Origin of the sequence: Janibacter corallicola NBRC 107790 (genome assembly GCF_001570965.1) — a bacterium.
GTDB lineage: Bacteria > Actinomycetota > Actinomycetes > Actinomycetales > Dermatophilaceae > Janibacter > Janibacter corallicola.
Genome location: NZ_BCSR01000015.1, coordinates 21,654 through 38,868, shown reverse-complemented (window position 1 = coordinate 38,868; position 17,215 = coordinate 21,654). Strand labels below are relative to the sequence as shown.

15 protein-coding genes are annotated in these 17,215 nt (G+C 73.7%); 12 read left to right on the top strand and 3 right to left on the bottom strand.

Annotation, left to right across the window (positions count from 1 at the left end):
* Positions 1–75: 75 nt before the first annotated feature.
* The 5 genes from JCO01S_RS07745 (at position 76) to JCO01S_RS07725 (ending at position 7,655) form a co-directional block, all read left to right on the top strand.
* Positions 76–996, top strand: a complete 921-nt coding sequence (locus tag JCO01S_RS07745) for an AAA family ATPase (RefSeq protein WP_068253321.1) — start codon at positions 76–78, stop codon at positions 994–996.
* A complete protein-coding gene (locus tag JCO01S_RS07740; RefSeq protein ID WP_068253313.1) occupies positions 983–2,494 on the top strand; it encodes a VWA domain-containing protein in 1,512 nt (503 codons plus the stop codon). The genes JCO01S_RS07745 and JCO01S_RS07740 overlap by 14 nt, the downstream gene beginning before the upstream one ends.
* A gap of 82 nt (positions 2,495–2,576) precedes the next feature.
* On the top strand, positions 2,577–3,290 hold the full coding sequence (locus tag JCO01S_RS07735; RefSeq protein ID WP_068253310.1) for a response regulator transcription factor: 714 nt from the start codon (positions 2,577–2,579) through the stop codon (positions 3,288–3,290).
* Positions 3,287–5,818, top strand: coding sequence for a DUF4153 domain-containing protein (locus JCO01S_RS07730; protein ID WP_068253307.1), 2,532 nt, complete (start codon positions 3,287–3,289; stop codon positions 5,816–5,818). The genes JCO01S_RS07735 and JCO01S_RS07730 overlap by 4 nt, the downstream gene beginning before the upstream one ends.
* A gap of 73 nt (positions 5,819–5,891) precedes the next feature.
* Positions 5,892–7,655, top strand: a complete 1,764-nt coding sequence (locus JCO01S_RS07725; protein ID WP_068253304.1) for an acetyl/propionyl/methylcrotonyl-CoA carboxylase subunit alpha — start codon at positions 5,892–5,894, stop codon at positions 7,653–7,655.
* A gap of 43 nt (positions 7,656–7,698) precedes the next feature.
* On the opposite strand, the gene JCO01S_RS07720 is transcribed toward JCO01S_RS07725, so the two are convergent.
* Entirely contained in the window at positions 7,699–9,081 is a 1,383-nt protein-coding gene (locus JCO01S_RS07720) for an NAD(P)H-quinone dehydrogenase (protein ID WP_068253302.1), read from the bottom strand.
* Positions 9,082–9,132: 51 nt separating this feature from the next.
* On the opposite strand from JCO01S_RS07720, the gene JCO01S_RS07715 reads away from it, so the two are divergent.
* The 7 genes from JCO01S_RS07715 to deoC all read left to right on the top strand — a co-directional run bounded on the left by JCO01S_RS07715 (position 9,133) and on the right by deoC (position 15,624).
* On the top strand, positions 9,133–9,951 hold the full coding sequence (locus tag JCO01S_RS07715) for a purine-nucleoside phosphorylase (protein ID WP_068253300.1): 819 nt from the start codon (positions 9,133–9,135) through the stop codon (positions 9,949–9,951).
* Entirely contained in the window at positions 9,951–11,684 is a 1,734-nt protein-coding gene (locus tag JCO01S_RS07710; protein ID WP_068253295.1) for a phospho-sugar mutase, read from the top strand. Before JCO01S_RS07715 ends, JCO01S_RS07710 begins: the two co-directional genes overlap by 1 nt.
* Positions 11,685–11,709: 25 nt before the next feature.
* Positions 11,710–12,333, top strand: a complete 624-nt coding sequence (locus JCO01S_RS07705; protein WP_245634366.1) for a uridine kinase family protein — start codon at positions 11,710–11,712, stop codon at positions 12,331–12,333.
* A gap of 87 nt (positions 12,334–12,420) precedes the next feature.
* A complete protein-coding gene (locus JCO01S_RS07700) occupies positions 12,421–13,104 on the top strand; it encodes a hypothetical protein (RefSeq protein WP_068253290.1) in 684 nt (227 codons plus the stop codon).
* A 25-nt stretch (positions 13,105–13,129) separates the two neighbouring features.
* Entirely contained in the window at positions 13,130–14,215 is a 1,086-nt protein-coding gene (locus tag JCO01S_RS07695; protein WP_068253287.1) for a DUF5937 family protein, read from the top strand.
* Complete coding sequence (locus JCO01S_RS07690) at positions 14,208–14,837, top strand: YigZ family protein (RefSeq protein WP_068253284.1); 630 nt, start codon at positions 14,208–14,210, stop codon at positions 14,835–14,837. Before JCO01S_RS07695 ends, JCO01S_RS07690 begins: the two co-directional genes overlap by 8 nt.
* A 10-nt stretch (positions 14,838–14,847) precedes the next feature.
* Positions 14,848–15,624, top strand: a complete 777-nt coding sequence (gene deoC, locus JCO01S_RS07685; RefSeq protein ID WP_068253367.1) for a deoxyribose-phosphate aldolase — start codon at positions 14,848–14,850, stop codon at positions 15,622–15,624.
* A gap of 82 nt (positions 15,625–15,706) precedes the next feature.
* Here the strand turns inward: deoC and JCO01S_RS07680 are convergent, their stop codons facing one another.
* Positions 15,707–16,861 carry an adenosine deaminase gene (locus tag JCO01S_RS07680; protein WP_068253277.1) on the bottom strand — a complete coding sequence of 385 codons (1,155 nt, stop codon included), beginning with the start codon at positions 16,859–16,861 and terminating at the stop codon, positions 15,707–15,709.
* Entirely contained in the window at positions 16,858–17,214 is a 357-nt protein-coding gene (locus JCO01S_RS07675) for a cupin domain-containing protein (RefSeq protein ID WP_068253272.1), read from the bottom strand. Before JCO01S_RS07675 ends, JCO01S_RS07680 begins: the two co-directional genes overlap by 4 nt.
* Position 17,215: the final 1 nt, after the last annotated feature.

The following is a 17,215-nucleotide window of genomic DNA, read 5'->3' as shown; positions in this document are numbered from 1 at the left end:
GTGCCGGGGCGCGGAGCGCCACCGGCCCGCGGGTCTCCCTCCGGGGCCGCCGGTCGCGTCCGGCAGACTGCGGGCATGACCCACTCCCCACGTTTCGCCTCCGTCGAGGACGTGCGCGACCGGCTGGCCGAGCACGGATACCTCGCCTCCGACGCGATCGCGACCACGGTCTTCCTCGCGGACCAGCTCGGCAAGCCGCTGCTCATCGAGGGACCGGCCGGGGTCGGCAAGACCGCCCTCTCCGGCGCGGTGGCCGCGGCCACCGACAGCGGGCTGGTGCGCCTGCAGTGCTACGAGGGGGTCGACGAGGCCCGGGCGCTGTACGAGTGGAACCACGCGAAGCAGCTGCTGCGCATCACCGCCGCCGGCGCCCACACGGACCCCACCGGGGAGGACGGGGCCGACTGGGCCTCGGTGAAGGAGGACATCTTCACCGACGAGTTCCTCCTGTCCCGGCCGCTGCTCACCGCGATCCGTACCGAGGAGCCGACCGTCCTGCTCGTCGACGAGCTGGACAAGGCGGACGTGGAGATCGAGGGGCTGCTGCTCGAGGTGCTCTCGGACCACCAGGTGACGGTGCCGGAGCTCGGCACGATCAGGGCGCGGCAGACCCCCTTCGTCGTCCTGACCTCGAACGCCACCCGGGAGCTGTCCGAGGCACTGCGGCGACGCTGCCTGTACCTGCACATCGACTACCCGGAGGCGGAGCTGGAGCGGCGCATCGTGCGCCTGAGCGTGCCCGGCCTCGAGGAGAGCCTCGCCGATTCGATCGTGCGGCTGGTCGGCGCGCTGCGGGAGATGCGGCTGCGCAAGTCACCCTCGGTGGCGGAGACCATCGACTGGGCCCGCACCCTCCTCAGCCTCGGCGCGGACGAGGGACCGCAGGGCGAGCTGGACCCGCAGCTGGTCCGCGAGACCCTCGGCGTGGTGCTCAAACACCGCGAGGACATCGCGGTGGCCGCCGAACGCCTGGACCTCGGCCGTGCCCTCGTCTGATCCGCTCGGCGCGCGGCTGGTCGACCTCGGCCGGTCGCTGCGGGGCCACGGGCTGAACGTCGGCACCACCGAGGTGACCGACGCGGCGGCCGTCGCCCGCACGCTCGGGCTGACCGACCGTGAGCGGCTGCGGGCGGGGCTGGCCGCGGCGATGCTGCGCCGCTCGGCCGACCGGGACACCTTCGACCAGCTCTTCGACATCCACTTCCCCGCGGCCGTGGGTGAGCGCACGGGTCAGGACCCGCCCGACCCGGCGGTGGACACGAGGGAGGCCCGGGAGCGGGCCGAGGCGATCCGACACGAGCTCGTCGCGGCCCTCGCCGACGGTGACGAGCAGGCGCTGGAACAGCTCGCGACACGGACCGTCGCCGAGCTGGGGCGGCTGGCCAACCAGGCCACGACCGGCGGCTACTCCGCGCACCAGGCGCTGGACCGGCTCGCGCCCCGGACCGCGATCGCCGCTGCGCTGCAACGAGCCCGGGACGCCGGCGACGTCGTCGGCGGCTCCGGTGAGGGCTCGGGCGGCTCCGGTGAGGGCTCGGGCGGGTCCGGCAGCGGGCCGGGCGGGGCGACCGGCTCGGGCAGCGGTGGCGGCCCCGGGAGCGGCTGGCGGCCGGAGCGGCTGACCGACCGCTTCGACCGGGACGAGATCCGGGCGCGGGTCGGGGCCTTCCGGCGGCGCGTGGAGACCGAGGCGACCCGACGCAACTCGCAGGTGCGCGGGCGGGACCGGATCTCTCGGTACGGGGTGCGTGATCCCTTGGAGCGCAAGGACTTCCTGCTCACGGGCACCACCGAGGCGGCCGAGCTGCATGCCGCGGTCCACCCGCTCTCGCGGAAGCTCGCCGCGCGGCTGGCCGCCCGGCAGCGGCGGCAGAGCCGGGGTGCGATCGACATCCGCCGCACGCTGCGCGCTGCGATGTCCACCGGGGGCGTACCGGTGCGGCCGGCCCACCGGCGCCGGACCCGCAGCCGGGCCGACGTCGTGCTGCTCTGCGACATGTCGGGGTCGGTCTCGGGCTTCTCGCGCTTCACGATCCTGCTGCTGCAGTCGCTGGCGGGGCAGTTCCGGCGGGTGCGGTTCTTCGGCTTCGTCAACACGGTGGACGACATCACCGAGCTGGTCCGCGGCAGCCGCGTCGGGGAGGACATCAGCGAACGCATCACGAGCGAGGCGACGCTGACCCGGTGGCACGGGAGCAGCGACTACGGGTCGGCGATGCGGGACTTCGTCGAGGAGCATCTCGACGCGGTGGGCCCGCGCTCGACGGTGCTGGTGCTCGGGGACGCCCGGACCAACGGCACCGACCCGCGCACCGACGCCCTGCGCGAGATCGTCTCCCGCGCCCGCCACGCGGTCTGGCTCAACCCGGAGCCGGCCCGGCAGTGGGACACCGGCGACTCCGTCGCCGGCCGCTACGCCGAGCTCATCGACATGCACGAGGTCCGCAACATCGACCAGCTGCGTGCCTTCGTCTCCCGCCTGCCGGTCATGTGAGTCCTCCGGAGGCACGGGATCTTCAGAGGAACTCCAGATCTCGCCCCGGAGATCCCCCGACCCGGCTGCCTAGATTGGGTGCATGGCAACCGCCCCACCTCCGCCCCCGGCCCGGGTCCTGGTCGTCGAGGACGACCCGACGATCAACCAGGCACTCACCGACCGGCTGCACTCGGAAGGCTTCGACGTCGTCCGGGCGAGCGACGGCCCCGGCGCCGTGACCGTCTTCGCCGAGGAGCGCCCCGACCTCGTGGTCCTGGACCTGATGCTCCCCGGCGTCGACGGCCTCGAGGTGTGCCGGCGGATCCAGGCCGAGCGCCCCGTCCCAGTCCTCATGCTCACCGCGCGCGACGACGAGAGCGACATCGTCGTCGGCCTGGGCGTCGGCGGCGACGACTACCTGACCAAGCCCTTCCGGATGCGCGAGGTGATCGCCCGGGTGCGCGCCCTGCTCCGCCGCGTCGAGCGGGCCGCCGAGCTCGCCAGCGACTCCGCGGGCGACCCCATCGAGCACTCCGGTCTCCTCCTCGACGAGCGCACTCGGTGCTGCACCGTCGATGAGCACGCGGTCCACCTCACCCCGACGGAGTTCGACCTGCTGGCGCTCCTCGCCCGCCGGCCCGGCACCGTCCTGCGACGCGAGCGCATCGTCGCCGACCTGTGGGGCTGGGACGACGGCCTGGGACGCGGCAGCCTCGACACGCACGTGAAGTCCCTGCGCGCCAAGGTCGGTCACGGCCGAATCCGCACCGTCCACGGCGTCGGCTACGCCCTCGAGGACGGCGACGGGCGATGAACCGCACCGCCCCGCTCGTCGGGATCAACTCCATCCGCACCCGCCTCGCCGTGCTCGTCGGGGCGAGCGTGCTCGTCGCGGCCGTGGTCGGCTCCGTGGGCACCGACGCAGGGGTCCCCCTGTGGATCGGCCTGCCGGTGACCATCGCCGTCGCCCTCGTCGTCACCCGGTGGCTCGCTTCGGGCATGACCGGGCCGCTCCTGGAGATGACCGGGGCCGCCGAGCGGATGGCGAAGGGAGACTACTCGACACCGATCACCACGACGGGCCAGGACGAGGTGGGCGTCCTGGCGCGTGCGTTCACGAGCATGGCCGGCGAGCTCGCCGAGGCCGAGGAGCACCGACGTCGGCTGGTCGCGACCGTCGCGCACGAGCTGCGCACCCCCCTCAGCGCCCAGCAGGCGCTGTTGGAGAACCTCGCCGACGGGGTCACCACCCCGGACGAGCAGGCGCTGCGGGCCACGCTCGCGCAGTCCGAACGCCTCGGCTCCCTCGTCACCGACCTGCTCGACCTCTCTCGTCCCGACGGCCGGGGAGTCCCTCTCTCCCCCAGCCGTATCGGCGTCCACGACCTCCTCGAGGAAGCCATCACCGAGGCGGCGCTCCAGGACCGCGGGATCGCCCTGCTCGCCGACGTCCGGCCCACCGATCTCACGGTCACGGGCGACCGGCCCCGCCTGACCCAGGTCACCGCGAACCTGCTCGACAACGCCATCCGGCACAGCCCCTCCGGCGGCACGGTCACGCTCACGGCGCGCGCCGACGACGAGCAGTGGTCGCTCACCGTCGCCGACGAGGGCCCGGGGCTCTCCCCGGAGCGGGTCGAGCGGCTGTTCCACCGCTTCGGCCCCGGCGGGGACGAAGGGGGTGGCACCGGCCTCGGCCTCGCGATAGCCGCCTGGGTCGCCTCCATGCACGGGGGCACCATCCGCGCCCTGCCCGGTGACGAGGAGTCGACGGGCGCCCACATCCGGATGACCCTCCCCCTGGCCCCGCCGGCCTCCCCGCCCCCCGCGCCGCTGACCACGCACGACACGGCTCCCACCACGGTGGCCGCCAACGGCGCGCCGGCGGCGACACCCCCTTCGTCCTCGGTGTCGCGGTGGTGGCCGGAACGGGTCGCCGAGGGCCGTCCGCGCCTGCTCCTGGCCGCCCTGGCCGTCGGCGTCCTCGCCGCGATCCTCCTGCCCGGCAACGCGATCGGGCTCGGCCTGCTCATCGTCCTCATCGCCGGCGGTGCCTCGCTGTGGCTCGCCTCGCCGCGCCGCGGTACTCCGTGGTCGTGGTTCACCGCCGCGCTCGCCCTGCCGCTCGGACTGAGCACGGTCCTGCGCGACGACCCGGTGGTGAGCTTCTTCGCCGTCGCCGTCGCCGGGGTCCTCGCCGCTGCCGCCTGCACCGGTGCCCGTACGGTGCCCGGCATCGCCGCCTCCGTCATCGCCTGGCCGCTCTCCGCGCTGCGCGGACTGCCGATGCTCGACCGGACCATCCGGGTCGTCGCCCGACAGGGCACCGCGTGGTCGGTCCTGCGCACCGGCGCCGTGAGCCTGGTCCTGCTGCTCGTCTTCGGTGGGCTGCTCGCCTCCGCCGACGCCGTGCTGGGCTCCTGGGCGTCCGCGCTCGTGCCGGACATCAGCGACATGACCGTCTTCCGGGGCTTCGTCCTCGTCTTCTTCGCCGGGGTCACGCTCGCCGGGCTCTACCTCGCGATCAACCCGCCGCTCGTCGACGGGGCCCGGCTGACCGCCCGCATCCCCGAACGCGAGTGGCAGGTGCCCCTCGGGGTCGTCATCGCGATCTTCCTTGCCTTCTTCGCTGCCCAGGGCGCGGCTGTCATCGGGGGCCACGACTACGTCCTGCGCACCGCCGGGGTCACCTACGCCGAGTCGGCCCGGCAGGGCTTCGGTCAGCTGACGGTCGCGACGGCACTGGTCCTCCTCCTCATCGGCGGGGTTCGTGCCCTCGGCCGCGCACGCACCGCGCGTGACCGGCGGGTCATGCAGGTGATGAGCGCGATCCTGTGCCTGCTCACCCTCCTCGTCGTGGCCTCGGCCCTGCGCCGGATGGCCCTGTACCAGGAGGCGTACGGGTACACGACGCTGCGGGTGAACGCCGACCTCTTCGAGATCTGGCTCGGCCTCGTCGTGCTCGCGGTGCTCGTCTCGCTCTTCACCTCGAGCCGCTGGTGGGTGGGCCGGGTCGTGCTCGTCACGGCCGCTGCCCTCACGATCGTCGGAACGGTCGGCAACACGAGTGCCCGGGTGGCCGAGCACAACATCGAACGGTGGCAGGCGACCGGCAAGCTCGACACCTTCTACCTCGCCACGCTGCCGGAGGACGCGGTGCCCGCGATCGAGGACAGCCCCCTGCCGGAGGGGGTCACGACCTGCATCCTCGGCGCCGACCGGAGGACCCACTCCCCGGGCGGCGAGGGCTCCCTCGCCGGGTGGAACCTCGCCCGGCAGCGCGCCGAGCAGATCCGGGCGCACCACCCGCCCCCGACGGACTGCCGGTTGGCGACCCGCTGAGACCAGCCCCGGGTGAAGATGGTCACGAGCGGCGGCGCAGAGCTCACGGGCGCGACGCAGTAGTCTGCCGCCCATGGCCATCAGCAAAGTCCTCATCGCGAACCGCGGCGAGATCGCCGTCCGAGTAGCCCGAGCCTGCCGTGACGCCGGCCTCGGCTCCGTCGCCGTCTACGCCGAGCCCGACCGCGACGCCCTCCACGTGAAGGTCGCCGACGAGGCGTACGCCCTGGGCGGCTCGACGCCGGGCGAGAGCTACCTCGTCCAGGAGAAGCTCCTCGAGGTCGCGAAGGAGGCCGGCGCCGACGCGGTCCACCCCGGGTACGGCTTCCTGTCCGAGAACGCCGAGTTCGCCCAGGCCGTCATGGACGCCGGACTCACCTGGATCGGCCCGCCGCCGGCCGCCATCGACGGTCTCGGCGACAAGGCCAAGGCCAAGCACATCGCCGCGAAGGCGGACGCCCCGCTCGCCCCCGGCACCAAGGATCCCGTCGAGAACGCCGACGAGGTCGTGAAGCTCGCCGAGGAGTTCGGTCTGCCCATCGCCATCAAGGCCGTCTACGGCGGTGGCGGTCGTGGCCTGAAGGTCGCCCGCACCATGGAGGAGATCCCCGACCTCTTCGAGTCCGCCGTCCGTGAGGCCGTGGGCGCCTTCGGTCGCGGCGAGTGCCTCGTGGAGAAGTTCCTCGACAAGCCGCGCCACGTCGAGACGCAGTGCCTCGCCGACCAGCACGGCAACGTCGTGGTCGTCTCCACCCGCGACTGCTCGCTGCAGCGCCGCAACCAGAAGCTCGTCGAGGAGGCCCCGGCCCCCTTCCTCACCGACGAGCAGAACGCCGAGCTCGTCCGCGCCTCCAAGGCCATCCTCAAGGAGGCGGGCTACGTCGGCGCCGGCACCTGCGAGTACCTCGTCGGCCAGGACGGGACGATCTCCTTCCTCGAGGTCAACACCCGGCTCCAGGTCGAGCACCCCGTGAGCGAGGAGGTCACCGGCATCGACCTCGTCCGCGAGATGTTCCGCATCGCCGACGGCGAGGAGCTGGGTTACGACGACCCGGTCGTGCGCGGCCACTCCTTCGAGTTCCGCATCAACGGTGAGGACGCGGGCCGCAACTTCATGCCCGCCCCCGGCACCGTGACCTCGATGCACGTGCCGCACGGCCCCGGCGTGCGCTGGGACGCCGGCATCGAGCAGGGCGACACCGTCGCCGGTGCCTTCGACTCGATGATCGCCAAGCTCATCGTGACCGGCTCCAGCCGGGAGCAGGCCCTCGAGCGCTCCCGCCGCGCCCTCGACGAGCTCGTCGTCGACGGCATGCCGACCGTCATCCCCTTCCACCGCGTGGTCGTGACCGACCCGGCCTTCGCGCCGAGCGACGGCAGCCCCTTCTCGGTGCACACCCGCTGGATGGAGACCGAGTTCGACAACCAGATCGAGCCCTACGGCGGCGAGAGCGGTCAGGCCGAGGACGACGAGGAGCGCCAGCGCATCACCGTCGAGGTCGGCGGGCGCCGGCTCGAGGTCGTACTGCCCGGCGAGCTCTCCCTCGGTGGCGGTGGTGGCGCCAAGAAGAAGAAGGCGCCCAAGCGCTCCGGTGCCGGCGGCGGCAAGGCCGCGGTCTCGGGCGACAGCCTCGCCGCGCCGATGCAGGGCACCGTCGTCAAGGTCGCCGTCGAGGAGGGCCAGGAGGTCGCCGAGGGCGACACCGTGGTCGTCATCGAGGCGATGAAGATGGAGCAGCCGATCAACGCCCACAAGTCCGGCACGATCACCAACCTGGACGCCGAGGTCGGCGCGACCGTCAACAACGGCGCCGTCCTGGCCGACATCAAGGACTGACGCCCCCGCGCCGGGGGGCGGAGGGCGCGACCCCCTTCGCTCCTCAGCGCTGGGTCGGGTGCAACCGGCGGGCCGACTCCGCAACGGTGCCGGTGAGCGAGGGGTAGACGGTCGAGGTCGAGGCCACCTGGTCCACGGACAGGCGGTTCTGCACCGCGATCGCGACGGGGAAGATCAGCTCCGAGGCGCGCTGGGCGACGATGACGCCACCGAGCACGGTGCCGGTCCCCCGGTAGGCGAAGAGCTTGACGAAACCCTCGCGGATCCCGAGCATCTTCGCCCGCGGGTTGCGCGAGAGCGGCATCATGACCGCCTCGATGTCCGAGTTGGCCTCGGCGTCGGCGGCGCTGACCCCGACCGTGGCGATCTCCGGGTCGGTGAAGACGTTGCTGGAGACCGCGGACATGCGAAGGGGGGTGACCGCGTCTCCCAGGGCGTGGGCCATCGCGGTGCGGCCCTGCATGGCCGCGACCGAGGCCAGCGGGAAGACCCCGGTGCAGTCGCCGGCGGCATAGACCCCGCGCACCGACGTGCGCGAGACCCGGTCGACGTCGACGTGGCCGCTGCCGGTCAGGTCGATCCCGACCTCCTCGAGCCCGATGCCCTCGGTGCGCGGGACCGCCCCGACCGCGATCAGCACATGGCTGCCCTCGACCTCGCGGCCGTCCTCGAGGGTCACGACGACCCCGTCGCCGCGCCGCTCGGCGGCGGCCATCCGGGAACGATTGAGGATCGTCATCCCCCGGCGGCGGAAGACGTCCTCGATGACGGCGGCCGCGTCCTGGTCCTCCTGGGGCAGGACGAGCTCGCGGGAGGAGACGAGGGTGACGTCCGAGCCGAGGCCGAGGTATGCCTGGGCGAGCTCGGCCCCGGTGACGCCGGAGCCGACGACGATGAGCCGCTCCGGGAGCTCGGGCAGGTCGTAGAGCTGCTTCCAGGTGAGGATCCGCTCCCCGTCCGGCTGCGCGGTCGGCAGCACCCGTGGGGTGGCGCCGGTGGCGACGAGCACGACGTCGGCGTCCACGGTCTCGGTGCCCGCGTCGGTCTCGACGAGCACCCGGGTGGCACTCACCAGCCGCCCACGGCCGCGCACCACCCGCACGCCGACCTCGCCGAGCCGGGTGGCGATGTCACTGGACTGGGCCTCGGCCAGGTCCCGGATGCGGGCGTTGACGGCGCCCAGCTCGGCCCGGGCGCGGGTCAGCTCATCCCCTTCGTGGTCCTCGAGGCGCACGCCGAGGTGCGCGGCGGTCTCGAAGCCGCCGAGGTAGTCGGCGGTCCCGATGAGGGTCTTGCTCGGGACCACGTCGGTCAGGACCGCCGCCCCTCCGAGGCCGTCGCAGTCGACGACCGTGACGTCGGCGCCGAGGTGCGCGGCGACGAGAGCCGCCTCGTAGCCTCCGGGGCCGCCTCCGAGGATCACCACAGATGTCGCGTGTGTCACGGTCCCATCCAATCATCCTTGTAGATTGCGGGCGTGAGTCAGCACAGCACCGACAGCACGGACCCCTTCGACCTGGCCCGGGAGGCGGCCGCGGAGATCGCGCGGCGCACCGACGTGGAACGCCACGACGTCGCCCTCGTCCTCGGCTCCGGCTGGGGCAGGACCGCCGACCTCGTCGGCGAGACCGTCACCGGCTTCGACCAGGCGGACGTCCCCGGCTTCGCGGGCGCCTCGGTCGCCGGACACTCCGGGACGATGCGCTCGGTCGACATCGCCGGGACCGGTCGGCGGGCGCTCGTCTTCGGCACCCGGACCCACTACTACGAGGGGCGGGGCGTGCGCTCCGTCGTGCACGCCGTGCGCACCGCGGCCGCCGCCGGCTGCCGCGCGGTCGTCCTCACCAACGGGTGCGGCGGCCTGCGACCCGAGTGGGGCCCCGGCACCCCGGTCCTCATCAGCGACCACATCAACCTCACGGGCACCTCGCCGATCGAGGGGGCGAACTTCGTCGACCTCACCGACCTGTACTCCCCGCGGCTGCGCGACCTCGCCCGCGAGGTCGACCCGGGCCTGGGCGAAGGGGTGTACGTCCAGTTCCCCGGGCCGCACTACGAGACCCCCGCCGAGATCCGGATGGTCCGCACGATCGGTGGTGACCTCGTCGGGATGAGCACGAGCCTCGAGGCCATCGCCGCCCGCCAGGCGGGCCTGGAGGTGCTGGGCATCTCGCTCGTGACGAATGCGGCCGCCGGCATGGACGCGCCGCTGGACCACGCGGAGGTCGTCGCCGCGGGGAAGGCCTCCGCCGACCGCATCGGCCAGCTGCTCGCGGCGATCGTGGAGCGCATCTGATGGACGTCCGGCTCCTCGAGACCGCCCGCGCCTGGGCCGCGGAGGACCCCGACCCGGCCACCGTGCGGGAGCTGACCGACCTCATCGCGGCGGTCGAGGGCGGGCACGCTGCCGCCGAGGAGGCCCTCGCCGACCGCTTCAGCGGGATGCTGCAGTTCGGGACCGCCGGACTGCGCGGCCAGCTCGGCGCGGGTCCCAACCGGATGAACCGCGCCGTCGTCATCCGGGCCGCCGCTGGCCTCGTGGCCCACCTGCGGGCCCTTCGAGGCTCCTCCGTCGCACCTCAGGACGCGGCCCTTCGAGGCTCCTCCGTCGCACCTCAGGGACCGGCGAGCGAGGCTCCCTTCGTCGTCATCGGGCGGGACGCCCGGTACGGGTCGGCGGACTTCGCCACCGACACCGCCGCCGTGGTCACCGCCGCCGGTGGGCGGGCCGCCCTGCTGCCCGGGCCGCTGCCCACCCCCGTGCTCGCCTTCGCGATCCGCCACCTGGGCGCCGACGCGGGCGTCATGGTCACCGCGAGCCACAACCCGCCGCAGGACAACGGCTACAAGGTCTACCTCGGCGACGGCAGCCAGATCGTCCCGCCCAGCGACCGGCAGATCGCCGACCGGATCGCCGAGGTGGGCAGCCTCGCCGACGTGCCGCGCGCAGACTCCGGCTGGGAGGTGCTCGGCGACGAGGTCCTCGAGGCCTATCTCGACGCGGTGGCCGGCGTCGTCGCCGCGGACTCCCCGCGCGAGCTCTCGGTGCTGCACACCTCGCTGCACGGGGTCGGGGACGGCACCCTGCGCGCCGCCTTCGCCCGGGCCGGCTTCCCCGAGCCGGCGACCGTGGGCCGTCAGGCCGAGCCGGACCCGGACTTCCCGACCGTCACCTTCCCCAACCCCGAGGAGGACGGCGCCCTCGACCTGGCTCTGGAGCAGGCGCGGACGGCCCCCTTCGACGTCCTCGTCGCCAGCGACCCGGACGCCGACCGCTGCGCCGTCGCGGTCCCCGACGCAGCGGCGGAGGGCAGCTGGCGGCTGCTGCGCGGGGACGAGCTGGGCGCCCTCATCGGCGCCCACCTGCTCGCCCGCGGCGTCGAAGACGGGCGCGGGATGGCCAACTCGATCGTCTCCTCCCGGCTGCTCGCCGCGATGTGCCGCGACGCCGGGATCCCGCACGAGGAGACCCTCACCGGTTTCAAGTGGATCGCCCGCGTACCGGACCTCGCCTACGGCTACGAGGAGGCGCTCGGCTACTGCGTCGCACCGGAAATCGTGCGCGACAAGGACGGGGTCTCCGCGGCCCTGCTCATCGCCGAGATGGTCGCCTCCCTCAAGGCGGAGGGCCGCACGCTGCTGGACGTGCTCGACGACCTGGACCGGCGGTTCGGAGTCCACACGACGGATGCCTTCTCGGTGCGGGTGAGCGACCTGTCCGACCTGGACGTGCTCATGCAGCGGCTGCGGCAGGACCCACCGTCGGACCTCGCCGGCACGGCGGTGGCCTCCGCCCTGGACCTGGCGAAGGGGGCCGACGGCCTCCCCCCGACCGACGGGCTGCGCTTCCTGCTCACCGACGGCTCCCGGATCATCGTGCGGCCCTCCGGCACCGAGCCGAAGCTCAAGGCCTACCTCGAGGTGATCGAGCCGGTGCCCCGCCCGGACGCACTCACCTCCGCCCGCGCGGTAGCCGCCGAGCGGCTCGCTGCGGTGCGGGCGAGCACCGAGGCGCTCACCGCCCTGTGAGGGCGCCCTCGTAGACTCTTGCTCCGTGCCCACTCCCCACCCCCTGCCCGGCGACGGGGGTACCGGTCGCGTCGTCGTCCTCTCCGGTCCGAGCGGCTCCGGCAAGTCGCGGCTCGCCGAGCGGCTGCACCGCCGCCACGGCTGGCCCATCGTGCGGCTGGACGACTTCTACAAGGATCTGGACGCCCCCGACCTGCCCCGCAGCGAGGAGCTCGGGATGGTCGACTGGGACCACCCGGACAGCTGGGACCGCGAGGCGGCGGTTGCCGCGCTCGCCCGGCTGTGCCGGTCCGGGTCGGTGGAGCTGCCCGTCTACGACATCTCCGTCTCCCGGGCCATCGACCGGCACGCCGTCACCGCCGGCCCCACCGACCTCGTCCTGGCCGAGGGGATCTTCGCCGCCGAGACGATCGCCGGGCTGGCCTCGACGGGGCTGCTCCACTCCGCCTGGTGCATCCGCCACCACCGGCTGCACACCTTCGGTCTGCGACTGGTGCGCGACCTGCGGGAGCGCCGCAAGCCCCCGCTGACCCTGCTGCGCCGCGGAACGGTGCTCATGCGGCGCGAGCCCGAGGTCATCGCCCGACACCTGGCGCTCGGCGCCCGCTGCGCCACCCCGCGCGTGGCCGAGCAGGCACTTTCCCGGTAGCGAAGGCGGCTTTCGACCCCCTTCGAAAGGCTGGTGGACTGCCCGGCCGGCCCGAAGAGTGGACCCTCCCAGACACCAGGAGGATCCATGGACCACCCCACCGCACCCACCCGGAGCACGATCGCCCGCCGCGGCGTCCTCGGCACCGGCCTGGCCGCCTCTCTCGCCGCCGCCGGCTCCCTCGTCGCCGGACCGGCCGCCGCCGCTTCGTCCCGCACCACGAGCGACCCGGCCGACCGCGACGTCGTGCTCATCGGTGCCAACCCCGGCTTCCAGCTCTTCGACGGCGACCGGGTCACCGCCTACGTCTCCGCGTGGCGCGTGGACTGGTCGCCCCACGGCAGCGGGACCGCGGTCATCTGCTGGTACCGCGAGCAGGTGCACGTCTACAGCGGTGACCACGCGCTCGCCTCCTGGCTGGAGCGGGACTTCACCCGGCACTTCCCCGAAGTGGAGGGGCTGCCCTGGCCGGCCCCGATCCTCCACCGGGCACCGGCGCACATCGACATCGACATGGCCTCCGGAGCCCGGGTGCGCGCGGGCGAGCTCAGCCTGGCGATGGGCGACGTGCGCGACCAGCGCAGCTTCACGACCGACGACTTCCCCCTCGGCGGGGTCGACCACTCCCTCCACCTCGTCCTCGGGCCGTGCTTCCGCGGGCGCGGGCGCATCGGTGGGTCCATGATGGAGGGAGGGATCGTCACGAGCGGGACGCCGGAGCGCCCCAGCTCCTCGGCCTTCATCACCGAGGCGGAGGTGTGGCGACGCTGAGATCCACCGATCGGGAGGCGGCCGGGTGAGCATCCACATCCTCGTCGACGGCGTGGTGCTCGCCCGGTCCCGCTTCGCCTTCTCCCCCGCCTTCGAGGTGCTCGGCACGCTCCGCTCGCGGGACTGCGCGCCGGTCACGCCGACCGGCGCGCTGCACCACGTCGCCCGGTGGAACGAGCGCGCCCGCACCGCCCTCGACCCCGCCACGAGGGAGCTGCTGCACGCGCTCTACCCCACCGACCACGACTACACACCGGACTTCCTCACCCCGCGGCCCACAGGGACCCGGGAGGGCATCGAGCAGGTGACCGAGACCATCGCGACGACGCCCGAGGAGGTCGTCGAGTACCACCTCGACATCGCCCTCGACGGGCGCACCGTCCGGCCCGAGGTCGCCGAGCAGTTCCCCTCGGAGGCTGCCTACCGTGCCTGGCGCAGACCGGTACCACCGGCCCTCGCGCGGCTGGTCGACGCCGGTCCGCGCGCCGTCGCCGAGGAGGCCGCCCGCGCGGTCGGGGCCTGGTACGCGGCGGCGATGGCCGAGGAGTGGCCGGAGGTGCGTGCCGTGCTCGAGGCCGACATCGCCCACCGGGGAGGGCAGATCTCCTCCCGCGGCTGGGCGGCCATGCTCGCCGACCTCGGCGACCTGACGTGGACCGGCGCGGAGCTGCTCGTCGAGCGTCCTTACGAGGGGGTGGTCGACTGGGCCGACGACGGCGTGCTCTTCGTGCCCTCGGTCGCCCACTCCGGCCGCGTGCAGTTCTGCGCCGAGCGCCCCGACAGCCCCGTGATGACCTACACCGCGCGGGGGACGGCGCCGCTGTGGTCCGGTGGACGGGAGCCGACGCGTGCCGGAGCCGACGTCGTGGGTCTCATCGGCCGCGGCCGTCGCGAGATCCTCGTCCGGCTCGACCGGCCCCGCACGACCCGCGACCTCAGCCGCCTCGACGGGCGCTCGGAGTCGACCATCTCCTACCATCTCGGTGTGCTCGCGAATGCCGGTCTCGTCGACAAGCGACGCTCGGGGGGCTCCGTGGCCTACCGCCGCACCCCACTCGCGGACTCGCTGGTGGCCGCGGGCCGAGGCGCCACCGAGGTGGCCGGTGACTGACGCCTCGTACCGCACGATCGCCCGGGACGGCGAGGCCGAGATCGAGGTCAGGCGATCCCGCTTCCGGTGCACGCTGGAGCGGGTCGAGACCGAGGAGGACGCCCGCGCCGTCGTGGAGCGGCTGCGCAAGGAGCACTGGGACGCCCGGCACCACTGCTCGGCCTTCGTGCTCGGTCCCGACGCGTCGGTCCAGCGCTCCTCGGACGACGGCGAGCCCTCGGGCACCGCCGGTGCCCCGATGCTGGAGGTGCTGCGCGGTCACGAGCTGAGCGACGTCGTCGCCGTGGTCACCCGGTGGTTCGGGGGCGTGCTGCTCGGCACCGGCGGGCTCGTCCGGGCCTACGGTGACGCGGTCCGGGCCGGCGTGGAGTCGGTGGGCACCCTGGAGCGTTCGCTGCTGACGGAGCACGAGCTCGTCGTCCCCCACGCCGAGGCCGGGCGGGTGGAGAACGAGCTGCGCTCACGGGGCGTGCGGATCCTCGACACCGGCTTCGCCACGCAGGTCACCCTGCGCCTCGGCGTGGCCGCGGGCGAGGAGAGCGCCCTCGCCGCCGCCGTCGCCGAGCTGACGGGCGGTGCGGCCACGCCGCTCGAGGTGGGCTCGCGCTGGGTGGACTCGTAGGGTGACGGACATGACTCGTCCCCCCTTCGCCCCCGGCGCCCGGCTGACCGTCCAGGATGTCGCCGACCTCTTCGACCACGCCCTGCTGAAGCCGGAGCTGACCCCGCAGGAGGTGACCGAGAGCATCCGTGGGCTCGCCGCCGAGCGGATCTGGAGCGTGTGCGTGCGGCCGAGCGACGTCGCCCTCGCCGCGGCCACCATCGCGCAGGTCGAAGGGAGCCCCACCCGCGTGTGCACGGTGCTCGGCTTCCCGCACGGTACGACGTCGACCGCCGGCAAGGTCGCCGAGGCGCGCCAGGCCCTCGCCGACGGGGCGGTGGAGCTGGACATGGTGCTCAACATCGGCCGGCTGCTCGGCGGTGACCTGGACGCCGTGCGCGAGGACGTCGCGGCGGTGGTCGAGGTCGGCCACGGGGCCGGGGCCCTGGTCAAGGTGATCTTCGAGACCGCGCTGCTGGACGAGTCGGCGAAGCTCGCCGCCTGCCGGGTCAGCGCCGAGGCCGGTGCCGACTTCACCAAGACCTCGACCGGCTTCGCCGGTGGCGGTGCCACGCTCGAGGACGTCGCGCTCATGCGGGCCAACACCCCGGAGCGCATGGAGGTCAAGGCCTCCGGCGGGGTGCGGGACGTCCCGACGCTGCTCGCGATGCTCGCCGAGGGCGTCACGCGCATCGGGACCTCGAGCACCATGAAGCTGCTGCAGGAGGCGCGGGACCTCGGCGAGGACGCGCTGGTCGTCCCCGAGCCGGGCACGAACGCACCCGCGGCCCCCGGCGGCGGGTACTGACCCGCACCTCGACCGGTTCGAGGTTCCAGCGACCGACTATCCGCGCGCAGGGACCTCGACCGGTGGTACCTCGAATCAGGGTTCAGGCTCGAGCGGCAGCGGCGTAGGCGGGCTTGATCGTCCCGTCGATGAGCTCCAGTCGCTCGTCGAAGGGCAGGAAGGCCGACTTCATCGCGTTGGTCGTCACCCACCGCAGGTCCTCCAGTTGCCAGCCGGCATCGGTGACCAGGGCGGACATCTCCTTGGTCATCGAGGTGTCCGACATCAGCCGGTTGTCGGTGTTGAGGGTGACGCGGTAGCGCAGCCGGGTCAGCAGGGTGATCGGGTGGCTCGCGATCGAGCGGGCGGCCCCGGTCTGGACATTGCTGTGCGGGCACATCTCCAGCGGCACCCGGGTGTCCCGGACGAAGGCGGCCAGCCTCCCGAGGCGCAGCCGGGAGGGGTCCTCGTGGACGGCGGCGAGCGCGGCGTCGGGGTCGTCGGTCACCGTGGCCCCGCCGATGCCGATGTCGTCGACGATGCGCACGCCGTGCCCGAGCCGGTCGGCACCGCACCACTGCAGCGCCTCCCAGATGCTCGGCAGCCCGAAGGCCTCCCCCGCGTGGATCGTGAAGTGGGCGTTCTCCGTCCGCAGGTACTCGAAGGCGTCGAGGTGCCGGCTCGGCGGGTACCCCGCCTCGGCGCCGGCGATGTCGAAGCCGCCGACGCCGTCGTCGCGGTAACGCACCGCGAGCTCGGCGATCTCCCGCGACTTCGCAGCGTGCCGCATCGCCGTCAGCAGCGCCCGCACCACGATCGGACGACCGGCCTCGGCGGCCAGCCGCTCCCCCTCGCGGAAGCCGGCGAGCGCGGCCTCGACCACCTCCGGCAGCTCCATCCCGCCGCGCAGGTGCTGCTCGGGCGCGAAGCGGGACTCGGCGTAGACGACCCCGTCCTCGGCCAGGTCGAGCACGCACTCCCGCGCGACCCGGGCGACCGCCTCCGGCGTCTGCATCACCGCGACGGTGTGCGCGAAGGTCTCCAGGTAGCGCTCCAGCGAGCCGGAGTCGGCGGCCTCCCGGAACCACGCGACCAGCCCCTCCGGTGTGGCGCCCGTACCACTCACCGGCAGCTCGTGCCCCTGCTGCTCGGCGATCTCGAGCACGGTCGAGGGGCGTACCCCGCCGTCGAGGTGGTCGTGCAGCAGGACCTTGGGCAGGGACCGGATGGCCTCGCGGCTCGGTTGCGCGGTGCTCATGCCTCCTCCCGGTGCACGGTCTCCGGGGAGAAGGCGGGCGTGCAGACGGCGACGTACTCGGCACCGTCGGGTCCCGTCGAGTAGCGCACCCGCTCACCGGCCCGGGTCACGATGCTCTGCCCGGCGCCGACCTCGGTCCTGCCCCCGTCGTGCTCGACGACGACGGTGCCCGCGACGACGAGCGTCACCTCCTCGAAGTCCGGGGTCTGCGCGGGCTCGCTCCAGTCCGGCGGCGCCGTCATGTGCGCGACCGACATCGCCCGGCTGCCCGTGGCGACCCGGCCGACGTGCTCGGCGATCACCTTGCCGCCGGGGACGTCGATGATCGACGGTGCGGTGTTGACCTCCGGCATC

Excerpts from the sequence above, each read along its gene's own strand:
- JCO01S_RS07725 (WP_068253304.1), top strand. The coding sequence starts at position 5,892 with ATGGCCATCAGCAAAGTCCTCATCGCGAACCGCGGCGAGATCGCCGTC.
- JCO01S_RS07700 (WP_068253290.1), top strand. The coding sequence starts at position 12,421 with ATGGACCACCCCACCGCACCCACCCGGAGCACGATCGCCCGCCGCGGC.
- JCO01S_RS07710 (WP_068253295.1), top strand. The coding sequence starts at position 9,951 with ATGGACGTCCGGCTCCTCGAGACCGCCCGCGCCTGGGCCGCGGAGGAC.
- JCO01S_RS07745 (WP_068253321.1), top strand. The coding sequence starts at position 76 with ATGACCCACTCCCCACGTTTCGCCTCCGTCGAGGACGTGCGCGACCGG.
- JCO01S_RS07735 (WP_068253310.1), top strand. The coding sequence starts at position 2,577 with ATGGCAACCGCCCCACCTCCGCCCCCGGCCCGGGTCCTGGTCGTCGAG.
- JCO01S_RS07675 (WP_068253272.1), bottom strand. The coding sequence starts at position 17,214 with ATGCCGGAGGTCAACACCGCACCGTCGATCATCGACGTCCCCGGCGGC.
- JCO01S_RS07680 (WP_068253277.1), bottom strand. The coding sequence starts at position 16,861 with ATGAGCACCGCGCAACCGAGCCGCGAGGCCATCCGGTCCCTGCCCAAG.
- deoC (WP_068253367.1), top strand. The coding sequence starts at position 14,848 with ATGACTCGTCCCCCCTTCGCCCCCGGCGCCCGGCTGACCGTCCAGGAT.
- JCO01S_RS07730 (WP_068253307.1), top strand. The coding sequence starts at position 3,287 with ATGAACCGCACCGCCCCGCTCGTCGGGATCAACTCCATCCGCACCCGC.